We start from the raw sequence: 13,779 nt of genomic DNA, 5'->3' as shown, positions 1-13,779 counted from the left end.
TATTTATGGTTATTGAATGTTAATTAGCAATGTTTCTCGAGTCCTTCTTCGATGATGTCTGTCATTACATCTTTTATGTCTATTCCTGCAGCTCTTACCTGTTGTGGAATAAAGCTTGTGGCAGTCATACCCGGAGTAGTATTTATCTCGAGCATATTAATCTTCTCGCCTTCTGTTATGATATAATCTATTCTGACTATACCTTTGCATCCCAGGATGTCATATATAGCCGAAGTAAGTTTCTTTACCCTTTCAGTAAGTTCGGGACTCAGACGTGCCGGGGTTATTTCTGTCACTTCACCTTTGTATTTGGCGTTATAATCGAAAAACTCATTGTCGCTTACAACTTCTGTTATTGGAAATACTACAGACTTGTTTCTGGTCTTATAGCATCCGTTCGCCAGCTCTATGCCATCCATGAAAGCTTCTATCATCACATCGTCCGATTCGGCAAATGCGGCTTCAAGTGCAGGTTGAATCTGATCTTCTGTCTTTACTTTGGTTACCCCGAAGCTTGAACCGCTTGCATTAGGCTTGATAAAGCATGGAAGTCCTATCTTCTCTACAACGTCTTTATTATCAATACCGAAGCGTTTGTTTACCAGCATTGACTCAGCGACTCTTATTCCGAAACCCTTAAGATACTGGTTCAGCGTAAACTTGCTGAAAGTCATTGCAGACACAAGAACATCGCAAGTAGAGTAAGGTATATCAAGCAATTCGAAATATCCCTGCAGGATACCGTTTTCGCCGGGAGTACCGTGTATAGTAATGTAGGCAAAATCAGGTTTCACTTTGTTTTCACCATCCATAAAACTGAAATCATTCTTGTCTATTTTAGAACGGGTACCGTCAGGAAGGACAGCTTCCCAAGCCTTTTTGCTTAATTCTACTATATATAGATTATATTTCTCTTTATCTATAAATGAATAAATTCCTTTTGCGCTGTTCATTGACACTTCGTGTTCAGAAGAATCACCGCCTGCAATAATTGCTACCGTACGTTTCATTTTAAGTTTTTGAGTTTTTAAGTTCTTTAGTTCCTGAGCATTAAGTTTTTAAGTTCTTTATTCGTTATTGCAAACAAACTTGTAACTTATAAACTTATAGACTCATTTATTCTCTATTACTGATATAAGTTCTCCATCTGTTAATCAGTTCTGTCATATCGTCAGGCAGTTCCGAAGTGAAGAACATCTCTTCTCCTGTTTTGGGATGTACAAATCCCAAAGTCTTTGCATGCAGAGCTTGTCTTGGGCATATATCGAAACAGTTGTTTACGAACTGTCTGTATTTACTGAAATGAGTACCTTTCAGAATTTCATGTCCTCCATATCTTTCGTCGTTGAAGAGTACGTGTCCGATATGTTTCATGTGTACACGTATCTGATGTGTTCTTCCTGTTTCGAGTACACACTTCACAAGTGTGACATATCCCAATCTCTCCAGGACTTTATAGTGTGTAACAGCATGTTTACCCTGATTCGGGTCGGACAGGACAGCCATCTGCATTCTGTCTTTAGGGTTACGTCCGATGTTGCCTGTAATAGTACCTTCGTCTTCTTCCACAATTCCCCATACCAACGCATTGTATTCACGTTTTGTAGTCTTGTTGTAGAATTGCATGCCGAGACTCGTTTTTGCGTCAGGTGTTTTTGCAATAACCAATAATCCTGAAGTATCTTTGTCTATGCGGTGTACCAATCCTACTTGTGGGTCATTGGGATCGTACGTAGGTACATCTCTCAGATGCCATGCTATGGCATTAACCAATGTTCCGTGATAATTTCCGCATCCCGGGTGTACTACAAGACCGGCTGGCTTGTTTATGACCATTAGCTCGCTATCTTCGTAAACTATATCTAACGGAATATCTTCCGGAATAATGTCATTTTCGTATTTCGGACGGTCCATCATTACTGTCAGGACATCCATAGGTTTCACCTTATAGCTGCTCTTTACCGGTTTCCCGTTTGCCATCACAAACCCTGCGTCGGCCGCACTCTGTATCCTGTTTCTTGAGGCGTTTACTATCCTTTCGAAAAGATATTTGTCAATTCTTACCGGCGATTGCCCTTTGTCAACAACTACCTTGAAATGTTCATACAGCTCACCTGAGTTACCGGTCGGTTCAATATCGTCTAATGTATCGTCTATATCATCAAGAAAAATATCTTCAGCCATTCTCATTCAATTAGTTAGAACCATGAATCATCAACTTTTGCCTCTTCGTCCGATTGAGGTATAGAATTCATATCAATATATGTTGAATCCATTGCGAGCGAATCCCTTAAATGGGTATCGCCAACACATAATGTCAGCATAGCTTCGTTCGGAACCTTATCACCTGATTTCAGGTCTCTGCCCCTGTATTTGATACCGTAGATCCAGTCCTGTTCACCTGGAACAAGTTCAGGTTCAGTCAGCTTGAATCCCATACTTTTTAGTTTTGCTTCCGCTTGTCTTATAGAACTGTTGTCGATAATATCCGGCAGTTGTACCAGTGGTACAGAAGTAGTTGTGATAGTAAGATATATAGTTCTGCCTTCCTTAACTTTTGCTCCTGCTACAGGTATTTGTTCGAGGACCATACCTTCAGGAACTCCTTTAACATAATTGGAATCGACCACAACACATTTCATCGTGCTTTCATTTAGAATCATTTCAGCTTCCACAATGTTCTTGTTTTTTACGTCAGGCACTATATGTGCTTCTCCGTGTCTTGTATATGAATCGAGCCATACTAAGGTTCCTAATGTTATGATTATTAACACTACGATTATGCCAATTATATTAATCCAGAATAATTTGTTTTTCCGGAACGAAAAGAAGTCTTTAAATCCTATCATAATTTGTTGAATATTTTCGACAAAGATACGATTTTTTTGGTTATTCGTTTTATTGGCAGAAAAATAAACAACAGAAAAAGCCGCAAAATACTGTTACCAATATCTTGCGGCTTTTCTTAAATCTTAATTCCAAAGCACGGCTTAAGCCTTGACTCCGTTGTATTCGTCAGATACAGTCAATTTTTTACGACCTTTAGCACGACGTGCAGCCAATACTCGGCGACCATTTGCAGTAGCCATTCTTTCACGGAAACCGTGTTTGTTTTTTCTCTTTCTGTTAGAGGGTTGGAATGTTCTTTTCATTTTCGTATATACTATTTATGTTATTATTCTATGCGTTCGGGCTGCAAAATTAGTGACTTTTTTTTAATAATCAAAGATATAAGTCATTTTTACACAAAACTTTTTGCGTTTTTTCGTGATTTAGATTAATTTTGCACCCGAATTATTACTCTGAATATCAATTATTACATATTTATATAAAGATTTCTACTTATGATTAATGCTCAAGACATTAAAATCGGAACAGCAATCCGTATGGATGGCAAGATTTATTTCTGTATTGACTTCCTTCATGTAAAACCGGGTAAAGGAAACACTTTCATGCGTACAAAACTGAAAGATGTTGTTGACGGTTACGTTTTGGAACGTCGTTTCAATATTGGTGAAAAACTTGAAGATGTACGTGTTGAACGTCGTCCTTACCAGTACTTGTATAAGGAAGGTGCTGACTATATCTTCATGAATCAGGAAACTTACGAACAGGTGCCTATCGCACACGATCTTATCGAAGGTGTTGACTTCTTGAAGGAAGAGATGGTTATCGAAGTTGTTTCTGACGCTTCTACTGAAACTATCCTTTTCGCAGAATTGCCTGTTAAGGTTCAGTTGAAGGTTACTTATACAGAACCGGGATTGAAGGGTGATACTGCTACAAACGCGACTAAACCTGCTACAGTAGAAACAGGTGCTACAGTACGTGTTCCATTGTTCATCAATCAGGATGAAATCATCGAAGTTGATACTCGCGATGGTTCATACGTAGGTCGTGTTAAGGCTTGATAATTTGTTTTTGCACGAATTTTAATAGTATAAATGCTCCCTCTTTCAGAACTCTGATAGGGGGAGCATATCTTTTAAAAAAACGACAAGGCGTTTTAAGTAAAACGTGCGCACGTTTTGGATTAAATGAACGCACGTTTTAAATCGAATGTGCGCACGTTTTTTATTAGCCTATTTTTTGTAGTCGTTAATCAGCTTGTCTTTTATTATTTTTGCTATTTTATTGTCCATTTTGTCAACGCTAAGAGTTACTGTGGGTTCTTCGTTCCATACTTTCGTCTTAATAATTATCACTCCTTCTTTCTTGTCGAATACACCGTATTTACGGAATATCTCCTGTGCCTTGTTCTCTTCTTTTATGACATGTATGCTTTCAATGTTTTGAGGTTTCAAGGCACTGAATTCTTGCTGTGATGCCACTTTCTCGTCTATAACAATCAGGACATTCTCCAATGACTTGTTGAAACTTACGTTTCCGGGCATAACCGGATTACTTTTAATGGTTTGCGTTTGGGGCGTATTTTGTTTTTCAAGTTTAAAGGTTACAGGAACGGTGTATTTCACAGGAACAGCAACACCCCTTTGCATGCCAGGTTTCCATTTAGGCATTTGTGCCAAAACTCTGATGGCTTCCGCATCTAAGGCCGGACATACACTGTGTAGAATCTCGAAGTTTGATGTGTATCCGTCTATACCTACAACGAATCTGACTATTACACGTCCTTCAATTTTTGCTTCCTGTGCAAGTGTAGGATATTTGATGTTGCGGGCTATATATTTTAAGCATTCGGACATGCCACCGGGGAATTCAGGCATCTGTTCCACTACTATGAATACTTCCTCCTCATTTCCGGCTTTCTGCTGAACTTTTTCTTCTTTCTTTGGTTGCTCGGCCGGTTCATATCCCACTACAACTATCTCGTCCATATTCTGCACATCGTCCTTAAGCTTTATGGGGTTATTTTTTAATCCTTTTATTTCCATTTCCGACGCTATGAAAGTATAAGTCTGTTTCCCGATGAATGAAATTATTATTACGGAGTTTTCTGTAGTTCGTAATGTGAAATCTCCGTTCTCATCTGAGATCGTTCCGTTTGTAGTACCTCTTTCCAGGATGCTGGCTCCCCTTATCGCTTTTCCGGTGGCATCGTCAACTACTGTACCTTTCACCAGAATAAGTCCGTTAGGTTTGGAATAAGTGTTTTCTACCTCATGATTTTTCGTAATTGCCGAAAAATCATTAACTTTGACACTTGAAATCTCGTCACTTAATTTTGAGATTTCAGGATGGGCAAAGGCGGCAACTGCTACAGCTGCCAGTGGAAGTACGTAGAGATACTTCGCGCGTGCCCATGGGCTGGATTTCTTTTTCATCATCATAGTGATACGTTTTTTAAGTTTACTGTGATTAAAGCTGTTGGCGATTGAGTAGAGCCTTGAGCCGACAGCTTTTTTTATTAATAATAATTGATAATTCTTTGCGTCTATTCCGTTTCTTATTACTGTTTCGTCGGCTTCAAATTCATGTACGTTCTGAAGTTCCGATTTTATAAGCCATGATGCCGGGTTGAACCATTGCAGGAGTATGCATATATCTGCCAGAATAAGGTCGATGGAATGATGGTTGGATATGTGTGCCATTTCGTGACATAATATCTCTTTCCCGTTTTCTTTCAGGTCGGTACGTGATATAACTATACGGTTCATCCAGCTGAAAGGTGATATTTTTTCGTCTGTCACTATCAGTCTTATGTTTCCGGTATTATCTTTTACATACAGACTGATATCTTCCTCTTTACCCTTGTGCGTTATGTTCAGCACTTTTATGAACTGTAAAATCTCTTTTACGGCAAAGAACAGAATTCCGGTGATGTATATGATGGCTGCAAATGTGGTGATATATTCCATCGTAGAGATATCACTGGCTTCTGTTGCTATATTTTCATCGACCATGACAGGCATCATCAGTGACTCGTCCATAGATATTTCAACCTGAACAGTTTCATCCGGGGTATCCATACTTATCTTTGCGAAAGGAATTATGGAACATATAATCATCAAGCCAAGAAGAGAGAAACGATTGAAACGATGAAAAGTTTCGCGACTCATCAGCAGTTTGTAGAACAGATAGAATACTGCCAGACAAACAGCCGATTTCAGTATATATATAAGTAGTGTTCCCATATTATTAAACTTTTTCTATCATTGCTTATTTCCTGTTCTCTTCTTCAACTTTCTTTATAAGTTCTTTAAGCTCGTCAATTGATATGTCTTCTTCCTTAACTAAGGAAGATACTACATTAAGGTAGGAATTATTGAAATATTTGCTAATTACATTTTTTAATGTGCTGGTGCTGAAATCATTTCGGCTCACAGTGGCATAATACTGGAATGTATTTCCGTATGCCTTATGGCCTATATACCCTTTGTCTTCCAATCCGCGTACAATTGTTGACAGTGTGTTAATATGCGGTTTCGGTTCGTCATAAAATGAAAGGAGCTCTTTCACGAACAATGGACCTTTTTCCCAGAAAAGTTCCATGATTTCCTCTTCTTTTGATGTCAGTTTTTTCATAAGGCTTTGCTTTAGATTTTCGTTTGTGACAAAGTAACTAAAAAATATAGTTGCTCAACTAATTTTTATAGTTAAAGATGATTAATACCGGTAAATGTCGTTTCCTGTCAATATAAAATATATCCTCATACAGTTATAATTAATGTGATTTGAATTTGTGGCTAATAGGATTGTTATTATTTTTACGCGGGAGTTATTACGTAACAGATGTTACAATGACTGATAAAAATGATTAATATATATGTATATGGGACGATTTTATGACATATTGGATTTCACTCTTTTTGAAGGAGTAAACAAAGATGGGATAGCGGAATTTCTGAAGAATGCTTCCAATAAGATTTCTTCGTACAAGAAAGGCGATATTGTCGTTCTTCAGGATAGCTTGTGTAAATCATTGTCGCTGTTGTGTCAGGGTACACTGCTTGCCAAAATGACGAATGCCGATGGAAAGGAAATAGTTATTGAACATCTTTCGGCTCCTGAAATGCTGGCGCCTGCATTTATTTACGGTACTGAAAACAGATTTCCGGTGACACTGCAGGCCGAGGATGAAGTCATAATATGGTCTCTGTCGAAAGATGATTTTCTTAAGATGATGGAAACTGACGATGCTCTTCTGAGAAATTTTCTACGTCAGATATCAGACAGGAGTGTCTTTCTGAGTCGTAAACTGAATGAGTTTGCCTTACAGAATATGAGTACAAGAATTGTAAGCTATCTGCAGCGTAATGCTGTAATAACCAATATTCAGGATGTGGCCTTTATAATGGGAGTGGCACGCCCGTCGCTGTCGCGCACGTTGTCGGCTATGGTTGAGGAAGGTGTATTGATAAAGACAGAAGAAGGGTATAGATTGTTAAAATCGTGAGTTAGGAAAAATATCCTGCCGTTTTAGAACAACAGGATATTTAGCAATATAAATATGTTTCACGACTGATTATATGTCAGTGTTATATATGCTTTATGAAGAGATATTATGTCAATATGACAGATTATAAATTTGGCACGGTTTTGGTAGTTGTGACTAACGTCGAAAGACAATATATATTAAAGACAATAACAATAAAAAATATACAATTATGACTATTAAACCATTAGCAGACAGAGTTCTGATTCTTCCTGCTCCGGCAGAAGAAAAAACTATCGGCGGTATCATCATACCTGATACAGCAAAAGAAAAACCATTACAAGGTAAAGTAATTGCGGTAGGCAACGGTACTAAAGACGAAGAAATGGTATTGAAAGTTAATGATACTGTTTTATATGGAAAATATTCCGGTACTGAAATTGAACACGAAGGTGTAAAATACCTGATGATGCGTCAGAGTGACGTACTCGCTGTAGTGGAATAATATTTATTTAAGTTCTTGAGTTTTTAAGTTCCGAAGTTGGTTTTGGAAAATATATTGACTAACAGGCTAAAAAACTCACAAACTCATAATCTCACAAACTTAAAAAACTAATAAAATTATGGCAAAAGATATTCTCTTCAACATCGACGCTCGCGATCAGTTGAAAAAAGGTGTGGACGAACTTGCTAATGCAGTGAAAGTAACACTTGGTCCTAAAGGACGTAATGTAATCATTGAAAAGAAATTCGGTGCTCCTCACATCACTAAAGATGGTGTGACGGTAGCTAAAGAAATAGAATTGGCTGACGCATTCCAGAATACAGGCGCACAGCTTGTGAAATCTGTAGCTTCAAAGACTGGTGATGATGCCGGTGACGGTACTACTACTGCAACTGTATTGGCTCAGGCTATCGTAGGTGTAGGTTTGAAGAACGTTACTGCAGGCGCAAACCCGATGGACTTGAAACGTGGTATCGACAAGGCTGTTGCAAAGGTAGTGGAATCTATCAAGTCACAGGCTGAAACTGTAGGTGATAACTATGATAAGATTGAACAGGTTGCTACAATCTCTGCAAACAACGATCCTGTTATCGGTAAGCTTATTGCAGATGCTATGCGCAAGGTTTCAAAAGACGGTGTTATCACTATCGAGGAAGCTAAAGGTACTGACACTACAATCGGTGTTGTAGAAGGTATGCAGTTCGACCGTGGTTACTTGTCAGCTTACTTCGTAACAGATACAGAAAAGATGGAATGTGTAATGGAACACCCATACATTCTTATCTATGACAAGAAGATTTCTAACCTGAAAGATTTCTTGCCTATCCTTGAACCTGCTGTACAGAGCGGACGTCCTTTGTTGGTTATAGCAGAAGATGTTGACAGCGAAGCATTGACTACACTTGTAGTAAACCGTCTGCGTGGTCAGTTGAAGATATGTGCTGTTAAGGCTCCGGGCTTCGGCGACCGTCGTAAGGCTATGCTTGAAGATATCGCAGTATTGACCGGCGGTGTAGTTATCAGCGAAGAAAAAGGTTTGAAACTTGAACAGGCTACTCTCGAAATGCTTGGTACTTGCGATAAGGTTACTGTTTCTAAGGAAAATACTACTATCGTAAACGGTGCAGGAAACAAGGAACTTATTCAGGAACGTATCAACCAGATTAAAGCTGAAATCAAGAACTCTACTTCTGACTACGATAAGGAAAAACTTCAGGAACGTCTAGCTAAATTGTCAGGTGGTGTAGCAGTTCTTTATGTAGGTGCTGCCAGCGAAGTGGAAATGAAGGAAAAGAAAGACCGTGTTGACGACGCATTGTGCGCAACTCGTGCCGCTATCGAAGAAGGTATAGTACCTGGAGGTGGTGTAACTTATATCCGTGCTATCGATGCATTGGAAGGCATGAAGGGTGACAATGCTGACGAAACAACAGGTATCGAAATCATCAAACGTGCTATTGAGGAACCTCTTCGCCAGATTGTAGCTAACGCAGGTAAGGAAGGTGCTGTAGTGGTACAGAAAGTACGTGAAGGTGAAGGTGACTTCGGTTACAATGCACGTACTGACGTTTACGAACATTTGCATGCTGCCGGTGTAGTAGATCCTGCAAAAGTAACTCGTGTTGCTCTTGAAAATGCAGCTTCAATAGCAGGTATGTTCTTGACTACTGAATGTGTAATTGTTGAAAAGAAAGAAGACAAACCTGAAATGCCAATGGGCGCTCCAGGAATGGGCGGCATGGGTGGCATGATGTAATCTTCCCCTTTTAATCACATAAAATATTGATATTAGACTCCTGTCGGACTGATGTTTGGCAGGAGTCTTATATTTAATATAACATTATTCATTCTGGAATAAAGACAAAACAACGCATGAATTTCATAAAGATGTTATTCATGCGTTGTTTTTATATTTCCCCGAAAGCGAAAAAATGATTATATTTGCATCCATGCCGAAGAAACGATGATATGGTTATGGGAACATCGCGACAGCCATGTGATAAACTCTTCTTTAAGCAGCTATCTGCTGAAATGCGTGTACCGAAGGGCGCTAAACCAAATCAAACGCAACGAAATAAAGGGCATGGCAGACACTCGCTTCTTCAACGAAATGCAGGAGATGATGGAAGATGCCGACTTTTATCAGTTTCAGGAACTTTCCAGACGAATCAAAGAGGCCGTCGACGCACTGCCGGAATCTTACCGGGAAGTATTCATCATGCACCGTTTCAAGGAGAAAACCTACCGCGAGATAGCGGAACAGCTCAACATCCCCACCAAGACAGTGGACTACCGCATGCAGCAGGCGCTGAAACAGCTGCGCAAAGACCTGCGCGATTACCTGCCGCTCTTGATTTTCATACTGACGAAATGTATGGCTTCCGGGCATTAGAATCTTTTCCGGACAAGACCAAAAATCTCTTATCCCCCGTCGCGCCGCGAAACACAAGCCGCACTTTCACTCAAATTCCATCACAAACGTCGTGTTCCACCCGTTCGTTCCGGCCCGCAGCAGGCTGATGCTTCCGCCCGACAGCTTCATAATCTGACGGGAAAGGGACAGGCCGATGCCGCTTCCCTCTTTCTTGGTCGTAAAGAAAGGAACAAAAATCTCTTCCGCCTCACCTTCCGGGATGACCGGCCCGTCATTGCTCACATAAACGAACACATGCTCATCGGCCGCACTGTATGCACGGATGTGGATGCGCCCTCTGTCCGTGCCGATGGCCTGCATCGCATTCTTGAACAGATTGATGAGAACCTGGCGAATCAGGTTCGGGTCGGCATATACCATAAGGTCTTCCGGCTCTATCTGGCGGGTAAAGGCCACATTGTCCGGTATCAGACGCAGCCCTTCAATCTGCCGCAGGGCGACGGTACGGAATATTACGATTGCACGGTCTCTTTTGATGAAGCTAAGGGTGAGCTCCGACTGAAATCCGACCGTTCATCCCGCTATGCCTTTATATTGCGGAATATGCCTGCCGTGTCCTCGGTAAAGGATGCGGCCGACTGGCAGTATGATGCGGAACGGAAAGAACTGCTGATTGTTGCGGAAGGCAAGGACATCAGCTTGCAGATTGACTGAAAACAGGAAAGAGTCTTGCTCTTGAGGGCATCCCAGAGCAAGACTCTTTTCTGTTTCCGTTCAGTCCGTCGGACATGAGAAAATTCTTGTTACGGTCAAAAATCTGTTCTGACCGCATCATCGCGCAGGCGGATGCTGTCCAAACCTGCTTAATCCAATTGTCCCAGAATTTCCACCTCGGCAAGCTTCGGCGTTACATATTTCCCGGTCTGGGGGAAGCTGAGGCGAAGATAGTGCATCTTCACCGTCTTTTCGGGTTTTATCTTGTCCGATCCGACCGGATTCTTGTTGCCTGTCTTGTCTGAGACCAGCATCCAATTCTTGTTGTCTTCTGACACTTCCACCTTATATTGGTATCGGTCTGTAGAAGCGAACCGTATGCTGACTTCACTCAGCATCAGGGAACGTTCCGTATCAAGCGTCCAATAGACATTTTGGTCAGAACTTTCGGGTTCCCACCACGTATCAAACTTGCCGTCGGCAGCATATCCTGTGGAGTGTCCGTCAGCAGCACTGCTCGCGAATGCGGGATTGTTCAGCCCGAAGCTCTGTATCTTCCCCTTTTTCTGCAAGGAGAAAGGAACATACGGACGGTCTGCCACCTTCGGAGTGACCCCTTCTTTGTAGGCCGGTGCTCCGGTAAAAGTCAGCTTGATGCGGGCAGGCTCCAGTCCCGGTGAGGTGGCTTCGATGACGGACTCGCCTGCATAATAGGAGCGGAAGGCTATCGCCGCCTTTCCGTCCATGATGCGGATGTCGCTTCCCGCCTCGAACAGGATGCTGCCGCCGGTAGGAAACTCTCCCGGACCCGATATCAGAGTAAGTTTTACATCCGGTGAATTGCTCAGTTCCCTGCCTTCCTCGTCGAGGACTGTCACGGTCAGATGAACATCGTCTGTACCGTCGGCCTTGATATCGGTATATCGCGATGCTTCCAGTCTCAGCTTGGCCGGGGTACCCGATACGCTCCATACCGGAGGGTTGACACCGGCATAAACGTTGCGGTACCAGTACCAGGAGCGCTTCGGGATGCGGAAATAGTCGATTATGCCCAGTTTGGCCATTCCTTCCCCAAAGAGGCTTCCGTGGTCGAACCCGCACCAGATGGCCTGTCCGCTCCGCCACTCCACGCCTTTCCATGCGTCATTCTTCTCCAGGTCTCCCCATCCCGGGATGTATTCGCCCGGGCGGTCGGCGTTTGTGCTCCCGTATTCCGTCACCATGCTCGGTATGGGAGGCTGCTGGAAATCGAGGATAGTGGCTCCGTCGCCGTTATATCCCACGATGTCGCCTATCAGATCAATCCGTTCTTCTCCTAACGGACGCTGTGCTCCGCCTATGCCGGCCGGTCGAGTCGGATCAAGCAGATGCGTATAGTCTACCATCCGCTTCAGCAGTTTCCTTACTCCGTCCATCGTTTCCGGTGTGGTGAAAAAAGGTTCGTTACACATGCTCCATGCAATGATGGAAGGATGGTTTCGGTGGATGCGTATCATCTCCTCCAATTGTTGCAGGACATTTTCTTCAAAAGCATCGCAGTCTTCCTGCCGGACGGGATAGGCGCTTGCCGTCCAATACCCGTCTTTCTTTTCTCCGGCCGTGGCCCAAAAGGGAGCTTCCGACCAGAAAAGCACGCCTTCTTCATCGCACGCCTTCGCGAATGCCGGGGAATGCGGATAATGCGAACCGCGAATCATGTCGAATCCCGCTTCCTTAACCAGAGCCACATCGCGGCGTGCGGCGGCGTCCGTTACGGCATCGCCCCATCCGGCCTGGTCTTGATGTACGTTTACTCCTTTAAAATACAGATGTTCCCCGTTCAGAAAGAAGCCGTGGTCTTTTGTCCACTCAAACCAGCGGAAGCCGAACGAAGTTTCATCCCGGTCTATCAGTTTGTCGCCTTTGAAAAGCAGACTCTCCAGCTTATACAATACCGGATGTGACGGATGCCACAGGCAGGGATTCTCAATCTTTTCCGTCGTCTGCTTTACGGTTTGAGCCGTATTGCCCTTCATCTCTATCTCTTTCTCGGCTGATGCGATAATCCGGCCGTCGGGAGACAGCACATTGGATACCAGACGGAAGTTGTCAGTATCGTTTCCCGAATGCCTGACCTCGGTTGAAACGTTCACAATCCCATATCCGCCGTTGCTCGTGTCCAGTCCGGATGTCGTGACAAACGTTCCGTACCAGTTGATGTAGGTGGACGACTTCAATACCAACCGGACATTCCGGTATATTCCCCCACTGAATACATGTTCTCCGCCGCGCGGCGCAAGAGTCGGCTGCCATAAATTGTTTACCCGCACCGCAATCAGATTGTCTCCCACCTGCGCCGCCTCCGTTATGTCGACTGAAAATCCGGTATATCCCCCGCGATGGCGGTCGACGAACTTTCCGTTTACAAATATCTCCGCCTCCTGAAACACGCCGTCGAACTCCATAAAGATTTTTCCCGAGAGATTCTTTTCCGTAAAGGCGACATGCTTGCGATACCATCCGTATCCTGTGTAGAAATCTCTCGACATGAAGTACGGAATGCTGAAGGAATGGGGCAGTCCGATACGCTCCCAACCGCTGTCGTCATATCCCGTCTGCTCCGCTCCCCGGCAGTCTCCGCGCATATACTTCCATTCCCGGTTCAGATTGATGACTTCACGCGGAGAATAGGCATATCCCGCGCTGCAAATACAAAGCAGCATCAGGCAGCTTATTATAAAGAAATGATGTTTCATATATCCTTTCCATTTAAAATCCAAACAAAGTTGGATAATTCATTATTAATTAACTTTAGTTTTATATCTTTGTATCAGGATGTTAAGAGGAAGTAGGCTCTGCTGAGGAGCAACC

The 13,779-nt window shown here is 42.7% G+C and carries 12 protein-coding genes and 1 pseudogene; 5 read left to right on the top strand and 8 right to left on the bottom strand.

Translation table 11 applies throughout. The features are described 5' to 3' along the window. Positions 1-23 precede the first annotated feature (23 nt). The 4 genes from H6A27_RS08580 to rpmH form a co-directional block, all read right to left on the bottom strand. Positions 24-1,010 (bottom strand): D-alanine--D-alanine ligase, encoded by a 987-nt coding sequence (locus tag H6A27_RS08580; RefSeq protein WP_204404565.1) that lies wholly within the window; start codon positions 1,008-1,010, stop codon positions 24-26. 106 nt (positions 1,011-1,116) lie between these two features. After that, on the bottom strand, positions 1,117-2,184 hold the full coding sequence (locus H6A27_RS08575; protein ID WP_204404567.1) for an RluA family pseudouridine synthase: 1,068 nt from the start codon (positions 2,182-2,184) through the stop codon (positions 1,117-1,119). 14 nt (positions 2,185-2,198) lie between these two features. Further along, positions 2,199-2,849 carry a PASTA domain-containing protein gene (locus tag H6A27_RS08570; RefSeq protein ID WP_204404569.1) on the bottom strand — a complete coding sequence of 217 codons (651 nt, stop codon included), beginning with the start codon at positions 2,847-2,849 and terminating at the stop codon, positions 2,199-2,201. 141 nt (positions 2,850-2,990) lie between these two features. Then, entirely contained in the window at positions 2,991-3,152 is a 162-nt protein-coding gene (gene rpmH / locus H6A27_RS08565; RefSeq protein WP_004292199.1) for a 50S ribosomal protein L34, read from the bottom strand. A gap of 192 nt (positions 3,153-3,344) precedes the next feature. Between rpmH and efp the strand changes: the two genes are divergently transcribed. Then, positions 3,345-3,911, top strand: coding sequence for an elongation factor P (efp, locus tag H6A27_RS08560; protein WP_204404571.1), 567 nt, complete (start codon positions 3,345-3,347; stop codon positions 3,909-3,911). A gap of 171 nt (positions 3,912-4,082) precedes the next feature. On the opposite strand, the gene H6A27_RS08555 is transcribed toward efp, so the two are convergent. Beyond that, positions 4,083-6,095, bottom strand: coding sequence for a M56 family metallopeptidase (locus H6A27_RS08555; RefSeq protein WP_204508407.1), 2,013 nt, complete (start codon positions 6,093-6,095; stop codon positions 4,083-4,085). A 25-nt stretch (positions 6,096-6,120) separates the two neighbouring features. Next, positions 6,121-6,486 carry a BlaI/MecI/CopY family transcriptional regulator gene (locus H6A27_RS08550; protein WP_154043462.1) on the bottom strand — a complete coding sequence of 122 codons (366 nt, stop codon included), beginning with the start codon at positions 6,484-6,486 and terminating at the stop codon, positions 6,121-6,123. A gap of 247 nt (positions 6,487-6,733) precedes the next feature. Between H6A27_RS08550 and H6A27_RS08545 the strand changes: the two genes are divergently transcribed. The 4 genes from H6A27_RS08545 to H6A27_RS08530 all read left to right on the top strand — a co-directional run bounded on the left by H6A27_RS08545 (position 6,734) and on the right by H6A27_RS08530 (position 10,233). After that, positions 6,734-7,357 carry a Crp/Fnr family transcriptional regulator gene (locus H6A27_RS08545; protein WP_204508406.1) on the top strand — a complete coding sequence of 208 codons (624 nt, stop codon included), beginning with the start codon at positions 6,734-6,736 and terminating at the stop codon, positions 7,355-7,357. 211 nt (positions 7,358-7,568) lie between these two features. After that, positions 7,569-7,841, top strand: a complete 273-nt coding sequence (locus H6A27_RS08540; protein ID WP_154043459.1) for a co-chaperone GroES — start codon at positions 7,569-7,571, stop codon at positions 7,839-7,841. A 118-nt stretch (positions 7,842-7,959) separates the two neighbouring features. Beyond that, positions 7,960-9,597, top strand: a complete 1,638-nt coding sequence (groL, locus tag H6A27_RS08535) for a chaperonin GroEL (RefSeq protein WP_204508404.1) — start codon at positions 7,960-7,962, stop codon at positions 9,595-9,597. A gap of 207 nt (positions 9,598-9,804) precedes the next feature. Then, on the top strand, positions 9,805-10,233 hold the full coding sequence (locus tag H6A27_RS08530) for a sigma-70 family RNA polymerase sigma factor (RefSeq protein WP_204404581.1): 429 nt from the start codon (positions 9,805-9,807) through the stop codon (positions 10,231-10,233). 66 nt (positions 10,234-10,299) lie between these two features. Here the strand turns inward: H6A27_RS08530 and H6A27_RS08525 are convergent. Together H6A27_RS08525 and H6A27_RS08520 are read right to left on the bottom strand one after the other, a co-directional pair. Further along, a pseudogene (locus tag H6A27_RS08525) lies at positions 10,300-10,674 on the bottom strand (sensor histidine kinase); the annotation flags it as partial. A gap of 404 nt (positions 10,675-11,078) precedes the next feature. After that, on the bottom strand, positions 11,079-13,631 hold the full coding sequence (locus H6A27_RS08520; protein WP_239469643.1) for a glycoside hydrolase family 2 protein: 2,553 nt from the start codon (positions 13,629-13,631) through the stop codon (positions 11,079-11,081). Positions 13,632-13,779 lie beyond the last annotated feature (148 nt).

The sequence above is a fragment of the Bacteroides caecigallinarum genome, assembly GCF_016902295.1.
In the GTDB taxonomy this organism is placed as follows: domain Bacteria; phylum Bacteroidota; class Bacteroidia; order Bacteroidales; family Bacteroidaceae; genus Phocaeicola; species Phocaeicola caecigallinarum_A.
The sequence above is the reverse complement of the archived record's forward strand: the minus strand, read 5'-3'. Positions and strand labels throughout refer to the sequence as shown.